At 52.4% G+C, this 20,816-nt stretch carries 22 protein-coding genes; 21 read left to right on the top strand and 1 reads right to left on the bottom strand.

The annotated features are described in order from the left end of the window. Nucleotides 1-10: 10 nt before the first annotated feature. The 16 genes from AC0YOA_RS05280 to AC0YOA_RS05205 all read left to right on the top strand — a co-directional run bounded on the left by AC0YOA_RS05280 (nucleotide 11) and on the right by AC0YOA_RS05205 (nucleotide 14,885). Nucleotides 11-778 carry an SDR family oxidoreductase gene (locus AC0YOA_RS05280; RefSeq protein ID WP_475785720.1) on the top strand — a complete coding sequence of 256 codons (768 nt, stop codon included), beginning with the start codon at nucleotides 11-13 and terminating at the stop codon, nucleotides 776-778. 332 nt (nucleotides 779-1,110) lie between these two features. Then, on the top strand, nucleotides 1,111-1,926 hold the full coding sequence (gene thiD, locus AC0YOA_RS05275) for a bifunctional hydroxymethylpyrimidine kinase/phosphomethylpyrimidine kinase (protein WP_475785719.1): 816 nt from the start codon (nucleotides 1,111-1,113) through the stop codon (nucleotides 1,924-1,926). A gap of 4 nt (nucleotides 1,927-1,930) precedes the next feature. Next, entirely contained in the window at nucleotides 1,931-2,569 is a 639-nt protein-coding gene (gene thiE, locus AC0YOA_RS05270; protein ID WP_475785809.1) for a thiamine phosphate synthase, read from the top strand. Between the two features lie 303 nt (nucleotides 2,570-2,872). Continuing rightward, a complete protein-coding gene (gene desA / locus AC0YOA_RS05265) occupies nucleotides 2,873-3,889 on the top strand; it encodes a Delta(5) desaturase DesA (RefSeq protein WP_475785718.1) in 1,017 nt (338 codons plus the stop codon). Nucleotides 3,890-4,088: 199 nt separating this feature from the next. Further along, nucleotides 4,089-4,787, top strand: coding sequence for a cupin domain-containing protein (locus AC0YOA_RS05260; RefSeq protein WP_475785717.1), 699 nt, complete (start codon nucleotides 4,089-4,091; stop codon nucleotides 4,785-4,787). Between the two features lie 340 nt (nucleotides 4,788-5,127). Then, nucleotides 5,128-5,343 carry a hypothetical protein gene (locus tag AC0YOA_RS05255; RefSeq protein ID WP_210039610.1) on the top strand — a complete coding sequence of 72 codons (216 nt, stop codon included), beginning with the start codon at nucleotides 5,128-5,130 and terminating at the stop codon, nucleotides 5,341-5,343. Nucleotides 5,344-5,371: 28 nt separating this feature from the next. Beyond that, on the top strand, nucleotides 5,372-6,085 hold the full coding sequence (locus AC0YOA_RS05250; RefSeq protein ID WP_475765384.1) for a hypothetical protein: 714 nt from the start codon (nucleotides 5,372-5,374) through the stop codon (nucleotides 6,083-6,085). Then, nucleotides 6,082-7,287 (top strand): glutathionylspermidine synthase family protein, encoded by a 1,206-nt coding sequence (locus tag AC0YOA_RS05245; RefSeq protein ID WP_475785716.1) that lies wholly within the window; start codon nucleotides 6,082-6,084, stop codon nucleotides 7,285-7,287. Before AC0YOA_RS05250 ends, AC0YOA_RS05245 begins: the two co-directional genes overlap by 4 nt. Further along, the gene (locus AC0YOA_RS05240) at nucleotides 7,284-7,970 is read left to right on the top strand and encodes a signal peptide protein (protein ID WP_475785715.1); all 687 of its coding nucleotides are present in this window, start codon (nucleotides 7,284-7,286) and stop codon (nucleotides 7,968-7,970) included. Before AC0YOA_RS05245 ends, AC0YOA_RS05240 begins: the two co-directional genes overlap by 4 nt. Next, nucleotides 7,970-8,362, top strand: a complete 393-nt coding sequence (locus tag AC0YOA_RS05235; protein WP_210039663.1) for a DUF350 domain-containing protein — start codon at nucleotides 7,970-7,972, stop codon at nucleotides 8,360-8,362. Before AC0YOA_RS05240 ends, AC0YOA_RS05235 begins: the two co-directional genes overlap by 1 nt. 111 nt (nucleotides 8,363-8,473) lie before the next feature. After that, on the top strand, nucleotides 8,474-9,490 hold the full coding sequence (locus tag AC0YOA_RS05230; RefSeq protein WP_475785714.1) for an ion channel: 1,017 nt from the start codon (nucleotides 8,474-8,476) through the stop codon (nucleotides 9,488-9,490). 144 nt (nucleotides 9,491-9,634) lie between these two features. Next, nucleotides 9,635-10,198 carry an NUDIX hydrolase gene (locus AC0YOA_RS05225; RefSeq protein WP_475785713.1) on the top strand — a complete coding sequence of 188 codons (564 nt, stop codon included), beginning with the start codon at nucleotides 9,635-9,637 and terminating at the stop codon, nucleotides 10,196-10,198. Nucleotides 10,199-10,706: 508 nt separating this feature from the next. Beyond that, complete coding sequence (locus AC0YOA_RS05220) at nucleotides 10,707-11,900, top strand: asparaginase (protein ID WP_475785712.1); 1,194 nt, start codon at nucleotides 10,707-10,709, stop codon at nucleotides 11,898-11,900. A 20-nt stretch (nucleotides 11,901-11,920) separates the two neighbouring features. Next, nucleotides 11,921-13,717, top strand: a complete 1,797-nt coding sequence (locus AC0YOA_RS05215; protein ID WP_475785711.1) for an asparaginase domain-containing protein — start codon at nucleotides 11,921-11,923, stop codon at nucleotides 13,715-13,717. A gap of 167 nt (nucleotides 13,718-13,884) precedes the next feature. Continuing rightward, nucleotides 13,885-14,310 (top strand): GNAT family N-acetyltransferase, encoded by a 426-nt coding sequence (locus AC0YOA_RS05210; protein WP_475785710.1) that lies wholly within the window; start codon nucleotides 13,885-13,887, stop codon nucleotides 14,308-14,310. A 113-nt stretch (nucleotides 14,311-14,423) separates the two neighbouring features. Further along, complete coding sequence (locus AC0YOA_RS05205) at nucleotides 14,424-14,885, top strand: NUDIX hydrolase (protein ID WP_475785709.1); 462 nt, start codon at nucleotides 14,424-14,426, stop codon at nucleotides 14,883-14,885. A 114-nt stretch (nucleotides 14,886-14,999) separates the two neighbouring features. On the opposite strand, the gene pdxR is transcribed toward AC0YOA_RS05205, so the two are convergent. After that, on the bottom strand, nucleotides 15,000-16,433 hold the full coding sequence (gene pdxR / locus AC0YOA_RS05200; RefSeq protein ID WP_475785708.1) for a MocR-like pyridoxine biosynthesis transcription factor PdxR: 1,434 nt from the start codon (nucleotides 16,431-16,433) through the stop codon (nucleotides 15,000-15,002). 249 nt (nucleotides 16,434-16,682) lie between these two features. On the opposite strand from pdxR, the gene AC0YOA_RS05195 reads away from it, so the two are divergent. The 5 genes from AC0YOA_RS05195 (at nucleotide 16,683) to AC0YOA_RS05175 (ending at nucleotide 20,805) form a co-directional block, all read left to right on the top strand. Then, nucleotides 16,683-17,813: an MSMEG_0568 family radical SAM protein gene (locus AC0YOA_RS05195; protein WP_475785707.1), complete on the top strand. Its 1,131-nt coding sequence runs from the start codon at nucleotides 16,683-16,685 to the stop codon at nucleotides 17,811-17,813. Nucleotides 17,814-17,877: 64 nt separating this feature from the next. Then, nucleotides 17,878-18,369 carry an MSMEG_0567/Sll0786 family nitrogen starvation N-acetyltransferase gene (locus tag AC0YOA_RS05190; protein ID WP_475785706.1) on the top strand — a complete coding sequence of 164 codons (492 nt, stop codon included), beginning with the start codon at nucleotides 17,878-17,880 and terminating at the stop codon, nucleotides 18,367-18,369. Beyond that, on the top strand, nucleotides 18,320-19,276 hold the full coding sequence (locus tag AC0YOA_RS05185) for an amidohydrolase family protein (protein WP_475785705.1): 957 nt from the start codon (nucleotides 18,320-18,322) through the stop codon (nucleotides 19,274-19,276). Before AC0YOA_RS05190 ends, AC0YOA_RS05185 begins: the two co-directional genes overlap by 50 nt. Nucleotides 19,277-19,327: 51 nt before the next feature. Beyond that, on the top strand, nucleotides 19,328-19,840 hold the full coding sequence (locus tag AC0YOA_RS05180) for an MSMEG_0572/Sll0783 family nitrogen starvation response protein (protein WP_475785704.1): 513 nt from the start codon (nucleotides 19,328-19,330) through the stop codon (nucleotides 19,838-19,840). Between the two features lie 41 nt (nucleotides 19,841-19,881). Next, nucleotides 19,882-20,805: a methylenetetrahydrofolate reductase gene (locus AC0YOA_RS05175; RefSeq protein WP_475785703.1), complete on the top strand. Its 924-nt coding sequence runs from the start codon at nucleotides 19,882-19,884 to the stop codon at nucleotides 20,803-20,805. Nucleotides 20,806-20,816: the final 11 nt, after the last annotated feature.

The following is a 20,816-nucleotide window of genomic DNA, read 5'->3' as shown; positions in this document are numbered from 1 at the left end:
GGGGAGCGATATGGATTTCCGGAACAAAGTCGTCCTCGTAACCGGAGCCAGCCGCGGCATTGGTGCAGCTGTCGCTTTGGCTTTCGGAGCTTTGGGCGCAGTTGTGGTCGTCAATTATTTGCGCAGCGGGAAGCTGGCGGAAGAGGTCGTGTCCAGAATCAGGGAGAGCGGCGGCGATGGGGCAGCGATGCAGGCGGATGTGACGAATGGGGATGAAGTGCAGCGGATGGTAGCAGCCATTGCGGATGGCTTCGGAGGCATTGATATCGTGGTGAATAATGCGCTCAGCCAGTATTCCTTCAATCCGAAGACGCGCCAAACCGCATGGAGCCTTGACTGGGCGGATTATCAGCGTCAGCTGGACGGCAGTCTGGGTGGCGCTTTTCATATTTGCAAGGCCGTGATCCCGATAATGAAGCAGCAGGGTGAAGGACGGATCATTAATATCGTGACGAACCTGATTGATTTCCCCGTTGTGCCTTACCACGATTATACGACGGCGAAGGCCGCCCTGCTCGGGTACAGCCGGAATCTCGCTGCGGAGCTTGGGGCATTCGGCATCAACGTCAACTGCGTGGCAGCCGGCCTGACGCAAGGGGCCGACTCCAGCCGCGAGACACCGGAGGATGTGCGCGAGGCGATTATTCGGCTGACCCCGCTTGGGCGGCTGGCTGTGCCGAAGGATATTGCCGGAGGCGTCTTGATGCTGGCGTCCGATTGGGGCTCATTCATAACCGGACAATGTCTGAGAGTCGATGGCGGATTGGTTATGGTCTAGACGTATGTTGAATAACAGACGGAGCAGGCGGAAATAGTCTGGAGAAGCGTAAGCTGAAAGCTTTCGTAAGAAAGCTGCTTCTTAGCATCCACTTACGGCCTTTGTACCCCGAATTTAACAAACAGGGTGCAAAACCATCCACATCCATACCGTGGATGGTTTTGCACCAAAGCTATCCAAAATTAAAAAATTCAAGCGTACAACAGCTCCACGACAAGTGACAAGCGGCTAACTCGCTTGTAGCACTTGCGAGTATCGGAAGACGTTTCCGCATGCGCAGCCGGTCTTTTTCACCGGAGTTCTAGACCAGCGACGAAGAGGAGGATTGGACAATGACGATTCGCAAGGTGTTAACGATTGCCGGCTCGGACAGCGGTGGAGGGGCCGGCATACAGGCCGACATCAAAACCTTTCAGGAGCTTGGTGTTTACGGCATGTCGGCGATCACGGCCGTTACCGCGCAGAACACTCTTGGTGTTCAAGGAGTATTTCCGCTGGACGCCCTGGCTGTTGCGCGGCAGCTGGATTCAATCGGAGCGGACTTGAGGCCGGATGCACTCAAGACCGGCATGCTGTTCAGCGCAGAGCTGATCAGGGCGGTTGCCGATAAAGTGAAGCATTACGAATGGCTGCAGCTGGTGGTTGATCCCGTAATGGTGGCGAAGGGCGGCTCCCCGCTGCTGCAGGCGGAAGCAATCGAGACCATGATCAGCCACCTGATTCCGCTGGCGATGGTGGTAACGCCGAATATCCCGGAGGCTGAAGCGCTCACCGGCATCCGGATCAGCAGCAAAGAAGACAAGAAGAAAGCCGCAAGAGCGATCTGTCTTATGGGCGCGAGCTATGCGGTGATCAAAGGCGGGCATGAGGAGGATGCGCTGCACACGGTGGATTTGTTCTCGGACGGGGAATACTGCGAGGAATTTACCGGAGAGCGGATTGCGACCCGGCATACGCATGGTACCGGCTGTACCTTCTCGGCTGCCATAGCCGCGGAGCTGGCCAAGGGTAATCCGGTACGCGAAGCGGTGCGTACCGCCAAAGCCTTCATCCAGGCGGCCATTGCCCATTCACTGGATTTGGGCAGCGGTAACGGCCCGACGAATCATTGGGCTTACCGGCAGGAAAGAGGGGCTGTCCTTGAATAACTGGATGACGGATATCCGACCGCAGCTTCGGCTTTATTTGGTAATGGGGAGCGTCAACACGGGAGGAAATCCGGTTGAAGTGCTGCAGGCGGCGATCAGGGGCGGAGTCACGATGTTCCAGCTCCGGGAGAAAGGAACCGGCTGTCTGACGGGCCTAGCCAAATTGGAGCTGGCCCGCCAGCTGCGGCTGCTTTGCCGGGAGAGCGGCATTCCTTTCATCGTTAACGACGACGTTGAGCTTGCCCTCAGTCTCGATGCGGACGGCCTCCATATCGGCCAGGAAGACGGAGAGGTGCCCAGGATCCGCAGCAGGCTGGGAAGCAAGCTGCTTGGGGTATCCGCGCATAATGTGGAGGAAGCACGGCTTGCATTGGAGCAGGGAGCCGATTATCTCGGCGTGGGACCGATGTATCCTACAAGCACAAAGCTCGACGCCAGGGAGGTTCAGGGGCCGCAGATGATTCGCCGGATCAGGGATGCCGGAATAACCGCTCCGCTTGTTGGCATTGGCGGTATCGGCATAGCGAATGCGGCCCCGGTTTTGCAGGCGGGTGCAGATGGAATTGCCGTAATCTCGGCGGTCAGCCAGGCAGCGAACGTGGAAGAGACTGCCCGTCTGCTGCTTGCGATGACAGCTGTGTAATGAATAGAAGTGTACTGAAAACCGGACAACACTGTCCGGTTTTCTTCGCGTTCAGGAATATGTAAACAACCATAAGTCGTGGGAAATGATCCGCCCAGCGGATGAGTGATTTTCGTTCTGCAGACAGTTTGTCGCGTTCATGGATTTCGTTATAGTAGAGCTAGCCATAGAAGACGTAAGCGATTGGGGCTGTAATCACAGATACAGCGACTCAGGAAAAGGTAATAAAAAGGGAGTTTGTATTTTAAATTTTGACTGAATTATTCAATCATCAATAATTGAAGCATGATCAGGAGGATTGCTATGAGCGCACAGGTTAAGCTGCAGTTGAAGAAAGACGTGGCTCCATTTGAAAAATCAAATCTCAGGTCCAGCATATGGCAAATTTGCAACACGGTCATTCCTTTTTTTCTGCTATGGTATCTCGCCTATGCCAGCCTCAGCGTTTCCTATTGGCTTACGCTCGGGTTGAGCATTGCAGCTTCGGGATTTCTGATCCGGACGTTTATCCTGTTTCATGACTGCTGCCATTATTCGTTCTTTAAAAGCCGGTTGGCCAATGAGATCCTCGGAACGCTGACGGGAATTCTGACCTTCTTCCCCTATCATAAGTGGAAGCACGAGCATGCCATACACCACGCAACCAGCGGCAATTTGAGCAAGCGGGGAACGGGTGATGTGTGGATTTTGACGGTTGACGAATATAGGGCCAGTCCAGCTCTGACAAAGCTCGCTTATCGTCTGTACCGCAATCCGTTAGTCATGTTCGGCCTGGGTCCGTTCTATATTTTCATAATTGCCAATCGGTTTAACAAGAAGAAAGCCAAGCTGAAAGAACGCCTCAACACCTATCTCACCAATGCGGCCGTCATCGGGATTCCGCTCCTGCTGTGCTTTACGATTGGATGGCAGCCGTTTCTGCTGATACATGGACCGATATTTTTCATATCAGGGGCTGCGGGCGTTTGGCTCTTCTATGTACAGCACCAGTTCGAGGATACCTACTTCGTCAAGGAGCGGGAATGGAGCTTCGTGAGCGCGGCTGTGGAGGGGAGCTCCTATTACAAGCTTCCCGGGTGGCTGCAATGGCTTACAGGAAACATTGGCTTTCACCATGTCCACCATCTCAGTCCCAAAGTGCCCAACTATTATTTGGAAGCCGCGCATGTTCACACACCGGCGCTTCAAAAGGCCACGACGATCAATATTGCTGCAAGCCTGCAGGCATTCCGTTACCGGCTCTGGGATGAGAAAAATGTTAAATTCGTCAATTTCAAGGAGGCTGCAAGGAGCGTTTCTGCCGATCAACAATACCGGTAGGCGGGAATCACATTTAACAAACGACGAGTATGGGCGCAGCGCCAGTGAGGCTGGCCGGCATAACTGGAGGTTGAGCGCAACGTAATCGGATTGAAAAGGAGGGGAAGTAACGAATAATGGGCGCACCCGGTTCTAGGCATTCACATACCCTATCCAATAAGGCAAATGTCTAGAACGATCATGAAGGGAAGGGCTTATATTGGCGATTTCGTATATGGACTATGCTTCACCTACCGCACAGTTTTCTTACGATGTAAGCAAGAATAATTTCTTCACAAAGGATTCGCGGAATTTAATCAACGCATTATCCATCCAGCAGTTGAACACACTCGGAAATACCTCTTTGCTTGATATCTATTTGAGTACGGGGAATGTTATAGAGCCGCATATTCATCAAAACGCTTCGGAGCTGGTTTACTGCATTTCTGGTGCTGCCGTTGTATCCTTGATCAATCCGTTCACCAAGGAGCTGCGCAATTTTCCGATACAGCCCGGGCAGGTGGCGAATGTGCCGCAGGGATGGTGGCATTACGAGGTTGCGACCGTCGACGACACCCATCTGCTGGCAATATTCGATGCGCCGATTCCGGAATTCATTCCGGGCTCCGATCTCCTGCGGTTGACGCCTGCGAATGTATTCGCGCACACTTATTGTCTCGATGAAGCTGCAGTAAAGGCTACACTGGCGCCTATCACAGAAACAGTCGTCATCGGCCCCCCTGCCAATTGCAATAAGAATCAATCCCGGGAACAAGCGGAGTCAGCCTACCAGCCGGATCATTCCTATCAGCCAGCCCAGCAGCAGATCAATTATAACCAGGGATTCGTCCATCAAGGACTTCCAAGCTACTATCCGCAGCCGCGGCCTGTCATCGGCAATGGGGGAAATTTTTATTAAATATGAGCCATACGAGAGCCTCGGGAGTCTTTAAACCTCTGAGGTTCTTTTTTTTGTAAAATTTCTGCAATCGATATCGGCTGTACTTTCAGAAAGCGGCATACCGATAACAAAGGAAGGAAATCCAGTATATACCACAGGATTCAGGAGTGTTATTATAAACCGGGTATAAACAAGAATGAGGATTCCGCTCTTTTTGTTTATGAAAGCGAAGAAAAATGGATATAGGATGCATGCTCTGTTTTTCAACAAATTATGACAATTCTTGGATTGACAAGTGTTTCCGGATTCAGTTACTGTAAAATATGGAAGACACTCCATAGTGAAAGGGTGTACAGATGTGGACAACGGAATAGCAGTCATCTTATATGAGAAAGAACCCGAAGGCAGCTTGCGCCAGATCGACGAACGGACATGGTCGACGAGCATGATCGCCTCGCTGGAGCATATTAATTATATAACGGTGAGCGGCCGCGAGTACGAGACGCTGGAAGGCAGATTGAATCTGGATAACGGAAAACTGGAGATATTGGTCGTACCGATGCAGAACATATAAGAAATGTCAGCGACAGGGGGAACAGCAGTTGAAGTGGGAAGAGAAACCGGATGAACCGGTCAAATTCAAGCTTTTTACCAAAGACGGCAAGCCGCTTCGGATATTGTCGACCTCGCTTGGGATCGCGCTGCTGGCTAATGCGGCCTTCGGCTCTGCTGCTTTTGCGGCCGATGATACAGGCAGCGGGCAGCCCAAGCTGGTAGAGTGGTCGACAGACGAAGTGAAGCAATATTTCGACCCGGCGGTCGATTGGAACATCCCGCTGCTGGATGAGGGAGCCGGCGCTGTTGCGGGAACTGATAGCATGGGAACGCTGGGCGGCAACTCGCCTGATACGGTCATCATTAATAACGGGGCGACATCCGGCTTTGGCTGGGATGATCTGATTCTCTATCATTTGCTCTTTAATAGAGGCTCTTCTTATTCGGCTTCCGGATGGTCTTCCTCGCATACGACCTATTACGCCGGAACGACCAAGCCGTATAAGTCCAAGACTTATACGAGCGATACCTTCCAGAACAAGCCGGTGGTCGGCTCCACCATCCGGCCCAAGACGACCAATACGACCGGTTCCGTTACCCGCCGCAGCACATCCTCCAAGCCCGGCGGAATCGGCGGCAAGTCAAGCGTGCTGAGCTCATCCAGCTCCGGAAGCTCAAGCTCGTCCAGCAGCAAGTCGAGCAGCGGCTTCAGTTCATCATCGAGCAAAAGCTCCGGTTCGTCCGGAGGGTTCGGCGGTTGACCTCTTCGATATTCGAGGTGCTGGGTCAGCCGCATTCCGACCGAGCCGCCCGGGTTGCCCAGCTGAAGGAAATCGGCTTCGCCTGGGCGGATCTCGAGGATGAGGCCTACTGGATCGACCAGCTGATTGTCATGCCGGAGGCACTATACAGCGAGCTTGCGAGCGCATCCGCAATGCTGTGGCTCGTTCTTGACAAGACAGCGCGTTATCTGGCAGGCAAACGCGAGCTTTATGTACTGCTTGGCATCCCCGAGATATTATGGGATACGATCGATCAGCTGCCGCTTCCTCCCGAAGGCAGGATCAGCCGGTATGCCAGGTTCGACTTTGCCATCTCCCACGATGGAACGATCAAGCTGCTGGAGCTCAATGCGGACACGCCGACAGGTTATGTGGAAGCTGCAATAGCGACGCCCTGGCTGTTCAAGCTTGCCGGGCTCGAATCTCCTAATGAAGGCATGGCGCAGCTGGTTGCCGCTGCCTGGGCGGAGGAGCAGCCGGAGGCTGCCGCATGTGTAGGCTATGGGGTCCATATTGAGGATTCCGGGACCATCGAAGCGCTTGTGCGGCACAGTGGACTGGATGTCCGCTGTACGGATTGTCTGGAATTGTGGGTGGACGACGGGGTATTGAAGGATGGGGAAGGAGCCCCGATCAACCGGTTGTTCGCCTTGTACCCGAAAGAGTGGATGGCTGTCGATGAGGGCGGAGACGCTCTTGCCTATGCGATTGAGAGCGGCAGCCTTACGCTGTTCAATTCCCCGCACAGCATTATTCTCCAGTCCAAGGGGCTGCAGGCCGCCGCATGGGGGCTGTACGAATTGGGTCTGTTGTTTAATGAAGAGGAACGGGAAGCGATCAGACGGTATATGCTCCCGACCTACAACAAGCCGGTCTTCGAAGGCAGCTTTGTATCCAAATCAATGTTCGGCCGCGAGGGTGGCTCGGTCAGGCTGTTCGACACGCAGGGCAAACTGGAGCTTGCAGATGAACACGGTTATGATACAAGCGAATTGTTTCCTGTGGTGTACCAGAAAAGAGCAGAGCTTGCCCGCATCGAGACGGCGGCAGGGGAATTTCATCTGCTGACAGGCATGTTCATGCTTAATGGCGCCCCCTGCGGGCTGCTCGGCAGAGCCGGAGGGCCGATTACCGGAAATACGAGCCATTTTATCGCGTTGGGAGTGAAAGAAAGAGAATGATAGAAAACAGAGCAAGCGATTCAGCAGCAGAGCGCGGAATGATGCGCCGCCGCGGCCGCGTGAAGCTGATCGGCATCCTGATGCTGGCCGTCTTCGCCAGTCTGCTCCTCAGCTCGTGCTCGACCGATCAACCGTCCGTATTCCATACCACCTCCGATACAGCTGCGGCTTCCGGCGGAGAAGCACAGCGGATTCCGTGGGATTACCGGATTGTTGAAGGTACGGTCGGCGATTTGATCGGCAGCGACATGACCGTTCTGCCTGACAATACACTTTTGCCCAATGACGGGAACTACGCAACAGGCGCCAAAATCTGGACGCTGCAGTTCATGAGCGCGGATATGGTGACCAACGAAACCGGCAGCAATGAAGTCAAGCTGTCTGCCTGGAATACTCTCAAATCCTATCCGGATCAGACCAAAGCGAAGGCGGATCTCGACAATTTGAAGATTTCGCTGAAGACGAATGTCCCGCTCGTCGGGGTATACAAGACGGAGTACCAGGGCAAGACGCGGAACTTTGCGGTCCTGACGCTGCCATCGGGCAATCAGCTCAAGCAGCCGATCGACGATGATCGGTACAAGGCGCTCAAGAGTGTGACAAAAGTAATGATCATGGTGGAAGAAGTCCATGATTACAGCGACTATGATATGGTCTATGCAAAATTCAGGGGGTGGGCATGATGACCATTGTGATCAATATTGTGGTAAGTGTTGCTGTCATTATCCTGCTGCAGACGCTCGGCATGCTGATCTTCAGCTGGATGACTCCATTCCGCGACATGGATGAGCTGCGCAAGGGGAATATGGCGGTAGGGCTGGCGCTGGGCGGAAAGTTTCTGGCAACGGCAATTATTCTGGGCGTTGCCGCCTATACCAATACGTCCATTTGGTTTATGATGATCTGGTTTGCGGTGGGCTATGTCTGCCTGATCGCCGCCTATTGGATTTTCGAGCTTGTCACACCGGGGCTGAAAGTATCCGAGCATCTGCAGAAGGGCAACACTGCCATCGGCATTCTGCTGTGCTTCGTATTCCTGGGTACGAGTTTCGCCGTAAGCAGCCTGATCGTATAGCCAAGATCCTATATAGCTTGCATGATGCTCTGTCCGTTCCCATTCCGGCAGGGCAATCTCTTTTTTTTATGCGGCATTCGCCGATCTGAGCGGAAGAGGATGAGGATCAGCATGTATTTCTTTCTTAGAGTGCTTAACAAAACCATGCGTTTCAAAAATACGTCGATTATCCTGACTGTTATCATTTTCATTCTGATCAGCGCCTCCATCGCTTACTTGCTGGAACCTTCAACATTCACCTCATGGTTTAATTCCCTGTATTGGGTGCTGACGACGATGGCTACGGTTGGCTACGGCGATTATTTTGCGAAGACGGTACTGGGCAAAGTGTTTACGATCTTTCTGTATATTTTCGGAATCGGCCTGCTAAGCTTGTTGATCGGCAAAGTCATCGATTCCGTCGCAGGCATTCAACGGCAGAGGGAGGCCGGTCAATTGAATTTTCAGGGCAAGGATCATATCATCATTATCAACTGGAGCAAAAAGGCGCACTACGCTGTAGAGGAAATTATGACCTACCTGCCGGGTGCGGAAATTGTTATCGTCGACGAGACCGACAAGCATCCGCTGCTGAACCGCAGCAATGTCCATTTCATCAGCGGCGATCCCGCATCCGATGAAGTGCTGGAACGGGCTATGCTGCAGAAGGCGCGGTCAGCAATTGTGTTTGCGGATTCGCGGATTGACGAGGCGGCGCTGGCTGACGGAAAGTCACTGTTGATTACCTCGAGCATAGAAAGGACTGCTCCGCATGTCCATACGACGGTGGAGATCGTCCAGGAGAAAAACATTCTGAATTTCCGCTATATCAATGTAAACGAGTTCGTTCTGTCCCATGACGCCATATCCAGACTCGCTGTCCGGGCTGCGCTTCAGGAGGGGAATTCGGAAATCTTCAGCCAACTGCTCAGCCGTCAGCATGGCGATGATATCTATGAGGTTCCTGTAGAAGCAGGTTGGCGGACATACGGGGATGCTTTTCAGGATCTGTTGAGCCGGGGAGCGACGTTGATTTCGGATCGCGGCGATCTGGGTGTCAACCGCAAGCTGAACACGCCGATTCCCGCCGGGGCGCGGCTTTATATTATCGCTGACACTGCTACCTACCAGGCTATCACCGGGAAATAAAACGGAACAAGAACGAAAGCCAAGTGAAGCAAAAGGGATGGCGCAGCGATGCAGAATTAGACAATTCATTGGCCAAAGAAGGCACCCTTATTTTGTAAGAGAGGGCGGGCGATACGCATAGAAGCAAATGAGTGGAATCATCCAGTGGAGAACATCCCCGGCACGAACCAGAGACGAGCATACCTCAGCGGTCTGCCAACCTTATCCGGATGGATCGATTGGGACATCGTGAAGTCCCGGTTTACCGTAGAATCTCCGACCGATGAATCGTTGATCAGCAATATCAGCATTATCCCTACCGTCGGAAATCGATATGTCATGATCCAGTTGGATAACGGCAGATGGGAGCTGCCTGGCGGGACGCTGGAGCCGAATGAACACTACCGGGAAGCCCTGCGGCGGGAAGTGCAGGAGGAGCTGGGGGCCAATCTGCTGAATTATGAAATATTCGGTCATTTCAAATGCCGGTCATTCGCAGAGACCCCTTTCAGAGCCCATATTCCCCATCCCCATTTCATCAGGCTGGTTGGATATGGGGAGGTTCAGCTCGTCGGAAAGCCGCTTAATCCACCGGATGCCGAGCAGATTGCCGTCGTAGATGTTGTGGAAATTGAAGAAGCTGTGCGAAGATTGGAGGCCTCTGATCGTCATGATATCGCGGAGCTGTACAAGCTGGCGCATCTGATCCGATCGGATGCTCCGGAATGAGACAAAATGGCGGCATATCTGAAGAAGTCAAGCGATCCTTATCAGGAGCTGCTGGAGATGTATGAGTGGTCAGATAATAAGCTGAGAGAGTTCCTTCTTGAAAGAGTGCCGGTTAGCAGATAACAGTGATTACAGATTAGATAAAAGATACTTAAGCATACACAGTGTTTGCGTGTGTATCCTTACGTATCTTTTTTTCATATCCATAATTTTAGATAACTTTCCACTTGTTGAATGTCTATAAGGAAGATTCATATCAAAGTGCTAGGAGTACATGACAAGTTTTGGGAAAATAAAAGACAAAAGCAACCAAATAATGAAACTAAGCATCTACAGGATGCTTAGAAATTGCGTCATTTAAACGTAATAAAAACTAACATAAATATTGCTGAGAACTCCATTTCTTGTGTGGTTTCTTTAGCACGATAAATTTATCTTGTAATATAATATGACATGGACGTATAATGAGCTTGCGGAAATTCATATATTACATTAGGAGGTAGTTTAAGTGACTTTAATCAGCAGAAAAAGATTGGCCAGATTGTTCCTCGTCCCTTTCGTAGTAATGGCTTTGCTAAGCGTGACGGCAGTAGGTGCCTTTGCAGCGGATGCTCCAGCAGCCGGGACTACCTTCTCTATTCCTGATGTAAAAGTTAAAGATGCTTCAACGAAATCGAATGTTCTTGTTATCGGAACGGGCGGTACCATTTCGGGACAAGCAAACGATGGAGATCCTACTAATTTGCAATCCTATAAATCCGGAACATATAAAATCGAAGATATGGTGGCCCAACTGCCGAAAAAGGAAAAAATCGCCGATGTGTCCACGTACCAATTCGGCAACAAAGGATCAGGCAGCTACGCGATCAGCGATCTGTACGATTTGTCGCTGACGGTTGACCAAGCGCTGAAGACTTACGACGGCGTCGTTGTTACGTCCGGTACGGATACGATGGAGGACATCGCTTATTTCCTCGATCTGACTGTCCAAAGCGAGAAGCCGGTTGTCATTACCGGCGCAATGCGTCCATGGGATGTTATCGGCACAGATGCTCCTGCCAATCTGTACAACGCCATTAAGCTTGCGGCTAGCGGCAAAACCAAATGGTTCGGTACAGTGCTTATGCTTAATGACATTGTACAAGCAGCCCGCGATGTAACGAAAACCAACGCGCAGCGCCTGGACACATTCCAATCACCGGTTCTTGGAGCGCTGGGCTATATCGATCAAGACAACATCTCCATCTATCGCGCACCGGGCAGAGTGAGCAAAGCGGGCAAACCAGAGTGGAAAACACCGTTTGACCTGACCAAAATCAGCAAAACGGATCTGCCGCAAGTTGAAATTGCTTACGCTTATCAGGATGCCGGCGCAGGCGCAATTAATGGGTTTATTGCCGACGGAGCGAAAGGCATCGTTACAGCCGGTACAGGAGCAGGCGGAATTTCGCCGAAAATGAGCGCAGCGCGCAGCGAAGCGATCAAAAAAGGTATCCTTTTCGTTACGACGACAAGAACAGGCTCGGGAACGATGTATCCTTCCGATAGCGACGGCATTATCGCCGGCGATAGCCTGAACGCGACGCATGCCCGTATGCTGCTGCTGCTTTCGATGGGCTTCTCCAAAGATCAGCCGACGATTAAAAAATGGTTTGCCACATACGGCACGCAAAATGTTGTTGTTGATGCGCCGAAAGCATAACACACAGGAGGTAAGGCTACATGATATCAATGTCTAGCGGCTTATTTGGAAAAAGACTGCTTCTTCCGTTTCTTGCACTTCTCCTTCTCAGCTTGTCGATTCCGGCTGGAGGCTTGGTTTCTACAGCCTCTGCCGCAGACGAACCGGCCGCATTGCCTCCGCTTCCTGCTCTCAGCGATGCGTCCAAAACTTCTGCAATGCCAAACGTCCTTGTAATCGGGACGGGCGGTACGATTTCCGGGCAGGCCAACGACGGAGATCCTACCAATTTGCAAAACTACAAGTCGGGCACCTACAAAATTGAAGATATGGTGGCCCAACTGCCCAGAAAAGATAAAATTGCCGATGTATCCACGTATCAATTCGGCAATAAAGGTTCAGGCAGCTATGCGATCGGCGATCTGTACGATCTGTCGCTGACTGTTGATCAGGCGCTGAAAACCTATGACGGCGTTGTCGTCACATCCGGTACGGATACGATGGAGGATATCGCTTATTTCCTCGATCTGACCGTTCAAAGCGAGAAGCCGGTGGTCGTAACGGGTGCAATGCGTCCTTGGGACGTTATTGGCACCGATGCTCCGGCCAATCTGTACAACGCCATTAAACTGGCGGGAAGCGGCAAGACCAAATGGTACGGCACAGTGATTATGCTTAACGATATGATTCAAGCTGCCCGGGAAGTTACGAAAACAAACGCGCAGCGTCTCGATACGTTCAAGACGCCGATACTCGGCTCGCTGGGCTATATCGATCAAGACAATATTTCCATCTACCGTCTGAATGATAGAGCTTTGAAAGCGGGCAAGCCAGACTGGAAGACGCCTTTTGACCTGAGCAAGATCCAGAAGACGGATCTGCCGATGGTCGAGGTCGCATTCGCTTACCAGGATGCCGACGGCGGGGGTATCAAGGGAATGGTAGCTGACGGCGCGAAGGGGATTGTTACGGCCGGTACGGGTGCAGGCGGAATCTCGCCGAAAATGAGCGCTGCACGCACCGAGGCCATCAAACAGGGTGTTATTTTCGTCACAACAACGAGAACGGGTTCGGGAACCATGTATCCTTCGGATAGCGAAGGCATTATTGCCGGGGATAATCTGAATGCCCAGCATGCCCGGATGATGCTGCTCGTGTCACTGGCTTTCTCCAAGGATTTTCAAACGATTAAAAGCTGGTTCGCCACATATGGCAGGCAGGATATCAGCACGGCGGATGTCGAGGGTACAGCAGGTCCAGTGGATATGCCTCCAGCTACACCGCCGGTTGCTCCGCCAGTGCCTGTTGCATTAAAGGATATTGCCGGGCATTGGGCAATGGCTTCCATTGAGGAGGCAGTTGCTGAGGGCATCGTCAGCGGCTACAGCGACGGCACGTTCCAACCGAATCAGAAGCTGACCCGTGCTGAATTTGCGGTTATGCTGATCAATGCCCTGAAACCTCAAGGAACAGGGGCGGAGCTTGCTTTCAAAGATAACGCCAAGATCAAGGGTTGGGCAGCAGACGCTGTTGCTCAAGCGGTAAAAGCCGGGATCGTCAGTGGCTATTCCGACGGTACATTCAAGCCGGACGCGACAATTACACGCTCCGAGATGGCTGTTATGATTGCGAAAGCGATGAAGCTGGACACGAGTGCCGGCACAGCAACGGGATTCGCGGATGACGCCAAAATCCCGGCATGGGCCAAAGGCGCGGTAAAAGCGGCCAAGGACAACGCCATCATCGGAGGCCGCAGCGGCGGCATGTTCGCTCCGAACGATACGGCAACCAGATCGGAAGCCGTGGCCATACTCGTCAAGCTTCCGGCTGCCTCCTAAAGCCGGATTCATACCGAACTGGTAGATTGAAAGGCCATGCCTCTCGCGGATTTTTCCGCAAAGGGGCATGGTCTTCTTTTATGATATATTACAATAGGGAGTGTATTCCATTCCTGGAATAACGGATTGCTGCTCTCCATAGAGGAGCGTAAATGGGAAGGTGAGGGATGCTTGTGGAGAATGAATATCTGATCAGCGAGGATAAGGAACTGCTTGATTTGGCAGTAATCAAGGGTTTTCTGGCGAGAAGCTATTGGGCCAATAAGCGGTCGGAATCAGTTATTGAACAATCTATCCATCATTCGCTGTGCTACGGGATCTATAAAGAGAAGCGCCAGGTTGGCTTTGCGCGTGTGGTGACAGATAATGCGACGATGTACTGGTTATGCGATGTATATATTGATGAGAGCTTCCGTGGACTGGGATTGGGCAAGAAATTGATTGAACATATCACGGCGTCCAACCGTTTGAAAAATTTAATGGGGTTGCTGGGAACAAAGGATGCGCATGAATTATATGAGCAGTATGATTTTGTGAGGGACAGCGAGAGATTTATGAGAAGAGCGCCTGATATACTAAGGGCCCAAAAGTAACGGAAAGGAATCGTTGGCTGACTTGATTGACCTCGTATACGCTGGCAAAGGACTCGGATTATGGATTAAATTCTGGGATTCATAGTTAATTAAAGAAGAAGGAGTACGGTCTCTTGGGATATATATCGGATTTGAGAAAATATGTCGGCACACAGCCTTTGATTATGGCAGGTGCCTGCGTGCTGGTATTTAATGAGCAAGGCCAACTGCTGCTGCAGAAAAGAACCGACAGTCTGGACTGGGGAACCCTTGGCGGGGCGCTGGAGCTCGGCGAATCCCTGGAGGATGCGGCGGCACGCGAATTATATGAAGAAGCCGGATTAAGGGCGGGCTCTTTTCGCTTTATAACCTTGTTGTCCGGCAAAGATATGTATTATAAATACCCTCATGGCGATGAAATTTATAACGTTATGGCCGTTTATGAAGCTCTGGATGTCACAGGAACTCCGTCCATTCAGGACGACGAGGGATTGGAGCTGCGCTATTTTTCGATTGGCCGGCGCATTGACGGGATTAATCCGTATGCCGAGTTGACGCTTAGAAAAGCGGGATATATCAAGTCAGGCTGGGCATAGGCCGGCTTAGAGCCTTCATCGCCCGAACAGCTCTTCCTATGCGAATCTGGCATTCGTTCTCGTGCTGGCCCAATATTGATTATCCTTAAGTCCTGGAATCAGGGCTTTTTTTTATTATAATCTTGAAGCTGCCTCTGCCAGTCTCCGTATTCCTTCCTCAATCTCATTATCGTCCGCGCGGCTAAAGGTCAGACGGATATGACGTGTAGAAGAGCCAAGCGTGGTGCCCGGCGCAAATACAACCCCCTGCTTGACCGCCTCCTTGAACAATTGATGTTCAGTTCCTTCGATGGCGAGCTTGCACCAAAGATGGATTCCTCCTTCGGGCACGAAATAATCGGCGCTGCCCTTAAAAAATTTGTCCAATGAGCGGATGATCCTATCGCGTTTGTTCCTAAGCCCATGCCGGAGCTTCTGGATATGTGCATCAAATTGCTCGGAAGAGAGCAGTTGGGCGGCAATCCACTGCGGGTAGTTGGGATGTCCATAATCAATCTGCTGTTTGGCGTCGGCCATTCGGTTGACGATCGACCGCGGCCCCAGAATCCAGCCGATCCGCAGGCCTGAGGCGATGATTTTGGACAAGGAGCTGATATAGATGACAGTTCCGTCTTTATCCATGGATTTCAAGGTTTGCACGCTGCGGCCTTCATATTCGGTCAGGCTGTATGGGTCATCCTCCACGATGGGTATTCCGTATTTGGTTGAAATATCAAGCACCTTCCGCCTTTTTTCCATGCTAATCAGGGTGCCGGTCGGATTTTGGAAGTTCGGATTGAGAAAAATCATTTTGATCCGGTGTTTCTTGTGAAGAGCAAGGATTTCGTCCGGATCAATACCATCCTCGAATGTCGGCAGGGGGAAAGTCCGCAGTCCCGCAGAATGGAAGATTGGCAAAGAAAAGGCATAAGAAGGATCCTCAATGATAACGGCATCCCCCGGATTCAGCAGACTTTGGATAATCAGGTGCAGGGCTTGTTGGGCCCCCGATGTAATCAGGAGCGAAGAGGGTGCCGAATCAATGCTGCGGTAAGCTTTCAGATGCGCGCAGATGGCATCGCGAAGCTTGAGATTTCCTTGTATATGCTCATACCCCAAATACTGACTGATCTCCATTGTATGTTGTATATGCTGCATGAAGAAAACCGGAAGCAGATCGGGGCTCAGCTCCCCGACAGCAAAATTCACAATATCGTCCCCGGAGTGGACGAGCTGATAGATTTGCCGGTTGATCGGATTGTTCAGCTGAAAGAATCCGCCCTTGACGTAACTCTCCCAATCGGGAAGGCGCTTATCCGCATCATTCCATAACTCCGTACTGACAAGAGTCCCGGTGCCTTTCACCCGTTTGACAAGCCCTGCCGCGTGAAGCTCGTCATAGGCGGAAATGACGGTGCTTCGGTTGACATTAAGCCGGGCGGCGAGCAGCCGTTCGGAAGGCAGCCAGCTTCCAGATGGAAACTCGCCGCTTATAATCCGGTGCTCGATATCATTCGCGATTTGCTTATAAACGGCTATGCCGGACGACTTTGCAGGTTTCCACTCCATGCCCCTTTGCTCCCTTCCGACTATAACATGACGATTTGGTCAACATCTGATAATTATGTGAACAAAAGTACCATATATGGACCATGATAGCATAGAAATACGTCTCAGACCTGACATAACAAGCTGGATGAGCAAATTAACGCTCCAGTGGATGAGGTACACACGCAAATTTTCCTCTATGATTTGTTATATAAAGTCACATGAACAATTATTCATACAGAAGACCAACAGCAGGAAAGGTGGATGAATATGAAGGATTCCTTGGAACGGGCAGGGGACGGCAGCGGATTTCCGTCTTCCGAGATTGCCTGGCGGCTGGTCGATCTTCAGAATAAGGGCATTCGAACAGAAAGCAGGATAGAAGCCGGCCGCCGGGGAGGAGCGGGGCCATCGGATGATGCAGCCTTTCGCATGGGAAGCACGACGGTCATGCTGCCCGCCTTTAATGGACCGGCGGAAAGCTCGCCTTATACGCTGGTGGAAGGGGATGATGGATACGCCCTGCAGTTTGAAGGCAAGACGTTAATGTATCTCGATCCCGTAAGCCGTCCGAAGTTTTATGATCTGACAACGAAAGACGGCATTGCATATAACAAAATTGCGGTGCGCCACAGCTCGGATGTGCTGGCCAGTACGGTCATCCAGAGCTGTATCCGGTGGAGTCCGAATGACCGGTGCAAATTCTGCGCCATCGGTCATTCGCTGGAGGCGGGCGCTACCATTGCCAAAAAAAGTCCGGAGCAGCTCGCAGAGGTCGTCCAGGCAGCCGAACGATTGGATGGAATCACGCAGATTACCTTGACGACCGGCACCCCGAATGAAACGGACAGGGGGGCGCTTCACCTGGCCGCTTGCGTGAGAGCCATCCGTAAGATCAGCAATCTTCCTATACAGGTGCAGTGCGAGCCGCCTGATGACGATGGGCTGTATCAGGTTCTGAAGGATGCCGGCGCAAACACGATCGGACTTCATGTCGAATCGTTCGATGAGCGGGTCCGGCGTGAGATGATGCCCTCCAAATCCGCCATAAAGCTGGAGACCTACTTCAGCTCATTTGAAAAAGCGGTAGCGGTATTCGGCAAGAACCAGGTCACCACATATGTCATCCTGGGGATGGGGGAGGACCCAGAGCTTACGCTTGCCGGCTGCGCGAGAGCTGCAGCTATGGGCGTGTACCCCTTTGTCGTGCCGCTTCGCCCTCTGCGCGGCACGCTGCTTGAGCACGCGGAACCGCCGTCATCGGTGTATATGGAGCAGATGTACCGCAATGTTGCCGGTCTGCTAGCCGAGGCCGAGCTGACTTCCGCAAGCAGCATGGCAGGCTGCGCCAAGTGCGGCGCCTGCTCCGCTCTGCCATCCTTTGAAAAGCTGCAGGTCTAGAAACCAAGGTGATTAACTGGCGGAGCAGGCGGAAATAGTCTGGTGGTCTAAAGAGGAGGAGTCCATGAGAAATTGCGATGTGAGGCTGGCTGCCAGCGGCGAGGAAATGGAAGCGGCATTGCTGCTGCGGCGCCGGGTTTTTGTAGACGAGCAGGGCATGTTTGAGCAAACCGACGAGGATGACGAAGACTCCTCCTCCATCTATCTGAACGCCTGGGGCAGCGAGTCTGTCCTGATCGGGACTGTCCGCTGCTATCCCGACAGACAGGAGGAGGGAGTCTGGTGGGGAGGGAGACTGGCTGTCCATGAAGCCTATCGCCTGAGAGGCATCGGGGTTTATCTTATCGAGGCTGCGGTCGAAGAGATGAGACGGCGTGGTGTCCAGCGGTTTTTGGCCCAGGTGCAGGAGCAGAATGTGAAGCTGTTTGAGAAGCTGGGATGGCGCAAGGCCGGGGCTCTATATTCGATCCGGGACCATCCACATCAACGAATGGAGGCGGATTTAGATGTGCATGATGCACAATCACGCAAGCGCCGGCAAACTGCCGGCAGCTGAAGGCCAGGGAATGGGCGAGCCTCTGATTCAAGAGGCGAAGCCGCTTACGATGGCGATTGGGAGAAGAGTATATAGCGTGCACAATCACGTCGGTTGTTTGGACCCATGGCCCTTCTATGAATCGGAGGTGCCGGTTTCGCCGGCTGATCCGGGCCCGGAAACCAGGGAAGAATTGGACCATTTTATGAAATGCCGGGGAATTGAGAAGACGCTGATTATCCCGAACTATGGCATACCCGTGCAGGAGCAGCCGTTCAGCCATAATGAACTGGTCGTAAAGCTGGCGGGGGAGGAAGGCGGCAGGGTGGCCGGAGCATTGTGGGTATCCGGCCTCCCGAGAAATCGCGGGCTGACCGATTCGGCCCTGCAAATGCTTGATCAACCGGGAATCATCGCCATGAAGATGAGTTATTTGCTCGGAGGCACATCGGATCCGGATAAATGGGATGAGCCGACGCTCCGGCAGCATGAAGCCATTTTCCAGGCAGCGATCGAGCGGGATATCCCGATTCATTTTCACACAAGCCCAGGTGAAAGCTCCGATATTACGGGATTTTTCAAAATCATCAAACGCTGGGGCAAGGAGCTGAAAATTCATCTGGTTCATATGGGCGGCGGAGTAAGCGGTCATATCCGGCTTTTGTCGCAGTGGAAGGATCTGATCGAAGGGCATTACCGCGTCTATCTTGATACCAGCTGGGCCATCGGATTTGCGGTCCGCAAGCTGCTGCAGGAGCTGGATCGGACAGGAATCGGTCTGGACCGGGTTATGTTCGGCTGTGATGAGCCTTGGAGCGATTTTGAAAGTGAATTCTGGAAAATACAGGGCGCCAGGGTATCGGACGAAATTAAGGAAAGAATCTTCTGGGGCAACGCCGAGCAGCAGTATTTCAGCAAGCTGGCATAAGAGCTTTACGCTCTTTTCCATATAAAAATATCTTTTGGAGGATGATGTATAATGGCTAATTTTACAGAACTTGAACTGAAATCGATGAATGAGATTCCCCACCCGACTCTGTCTGCCGGCTCCAGGCTTTACGGAGAAACGAAGGTGTTCCCGGATTACAAGGCGAATGAGGGCGACAAGTTTCTGTCTCTCGTCCACGGTATCGCGCATGAATCCTCATTGTCCTACGTTGCCATTCTTCAGGCGATCCGCGCGCAGCGCAAAGGCTTCGAGACGGCGATTTATTTCTACGGCACCGGGGCGATGAATGCGATAGCCACCCGCGGCTTCCCGGCAGTCGGCAGCTCCGCTTTTGCAGGGCAAATGAACCATAACGACAGTCTGGCCACCTTCATCAAGGAGGGCGGAAAAGTATACGTATGCCGCTTTGGCCTTGGCCTGCACGGCCATCGCGAGGAAGACCTGATTGAAGGCTCTATCCCATGCCATCCGCTCGACCTTCAGGATTGCCTGATCGAATATTCCCGCGCCGGCGCCTTCATCTTGAGCACATTCCAAATTTAACAGCTCCATGCCGCGCAGCATGAAGAAAGGGAAGGTACGATATGACATTATTATTGGAAAAAGGAAAGCTCGCGCCGGAGCATTTTATCGTTACGGCTGAATTGATCCCGCCCCGCAGCTGGAATCCGCAGCCCCTCGTCGAGCAGGCGATCCGGTACCGCGGTGCCGTCGATGCGGTCGACCTCAGCGACAATCTCCTGGCAATCGCCCGTTTGTCACCCGTAGTCGGCGCATACTTCGTGCGTCAGGTCGGAGTTGAACCGATTGTCCAGATTAACCTGCGCGACCGGAACCGGATGGCTATACAAAGCGATCTGCTGGGCCTTGCGGCCATCGGTGTAAAGAATATTGCGATCCTCGGAGGCTACCCGGCGAAGGTCGGGACCGAGCCTGATGCCAAAGAGGTATATGACCTTCAGACGATGGAGCTGGTTAGCTATGTGCGTAAATTTGTCGATGAAGGCAGACTCTTCGACGGCACGCTCATGGAGGAGAAACCGGTATTCACGATCGGTACGGTGGAAAATATCGCGGGTAAGCCAATCAAGGAGCTGATTGACCGCCTGGAGGCTAAGGCGGACGGGGGTACGAACTTCGTGCGTACCCAGCTGGTGTTCGATATGGACCTGATTGGAGAATGGATGGAAGAGGCAAGGCGCCGCGATCTTCATAAACGCATCACCATTATGGCCAGCATTCTGCCTCTGCGGGATGCGGCGCATATCGATACGGCCCTGCGTATTCCCGGCATCGTTATTCCCGACTCGTTCAAGGCTCGTCTTTCGGAGACCGAGTCCAAGGAGGAAGGGCTTGCGATCGCCGCTGAGTTGATCGGAAAGCTGCGGGAAATTGAAGGAATCAAGGGCATTCATATACGTCCCATCGGAGGGGCGGAAGACAGCGTGAACAAAGTCGTTCGACTGGTTGGGCTGAATGCAGCTTATCTGATGGATGCGGGCGTATAACGCTATGCTTC

This window comes from Paenibacillus sp. JT22N12 (genome assembly GCF_056269365.1).
Note: the sequence above shows the minus strand (reverse complement) of the source record. Positions and strands in the feature narration are given on the sequence as shown.

Bases quoted from the DNA above. Each gene is read 5' to 3' on its own strand.
- AC0YOA_RS05280 (WP_475785720.1), top strand. From the start codon at position 11: ATGGATTTCCGGAACAAAGTCGTCCTCGTAACCGGAGCCAGCCGCGGC.
- thiD (WP_475785719.1), top strand. From the start codon at position 1,111: ATGACGATTCGCAAGGTGTTAACGATTGCCGGCTCGGACAGCGGTGGA.
- thiE (WP_475785809.1), top strand. From the start codon at position 1,931: ATGACGGATATCCGACCGCAGCTTCGGCTTTATTTGGTAATGGGGAGC.
- desA (WP_475785718.1), top strand. From the start codon at position 2,873: ATGAGCGCACAGGTTAAGCTGCAGTTGAAGAAAGACGTGGCTCCATTT.
- AC0YOA_RS05240 (WP_475785715.1), top strand. From the start codon at position 7,284: ATGATAGAAAACAGAGCAAGCGATTCAGCAGCAGAGCGCGGAATGATG.
- AC0YOA_RS05235 (WP_210039663.1), top strand. From the start codon at position 7,970: ATGACCATTGTGATCAATATTGTGGTAAGTGTTGCTGTCATTATCCTG.
- AC0YOA_RS05230 (WP_475785714.1), top strand. From the start codon at position 8,474: ATGTATTTCTTTCTTAGAGTGCTTAACAAAACCATGCGTTTCAAAAAT.
- AC0YOA_RS05215 (WP_475785711.1), top strand. From the start codon at position 11,921: ATGATATCAATGTCTAGCGGCTTATTTGGAAAAAGACTGCTTCTTCCG.
- AC0YOA_RS05210 (WP_475785710.1), top strand. From the start codon at position 13,885: ATGCTTGTGGAGAATGAATATCTGATCAGCGAGGATAAGGAACTGCTT.
- pdxR (WP_475785708.1), bottom strand. From the start codon at position 16,433: ATGGAGTGGAAACCTGCAAAGTCGTCCGGCATAGCCGTTTATAAGCAA.
- AC0YOA_RS05195 (WP_475785707.1), top strand. From the start codon at position 16,683: ATGAAGGATTCCTTGGAACGGGCAGGGGACGGCAGCGGATTTCCGTCT.
- AC0YOA_RS05190 (WP_475785706.1), top strand. From the start codon at position 17,878: ATGAGAAATTGCGATGTGAGGCTGGCTGCCAGCGGCGAGGAAATGGAA.
- AC0YOA_RS05185 (WP_475785705.1), top strand. From the start codon at position 18,320: ATGTGCATGATGCACAATCACGCAAGCGCCGGCAAACTGCCGGCAGCT.
- AC0YOA_RS05180 (WP_475785704.1), top strand. From the start codon at position 19,328: ATGGCTAATTTTACAGAACTTGAACTGAAATCGATGAATGAGATTCCC.
- AC0YOA_RS05175 (WP_475785703.1), top strand. From the start codon at position 19,882: ATGACATTATTATTGGAAAAAGGAAAGCTCGCGCCGGAGCATTTTATC.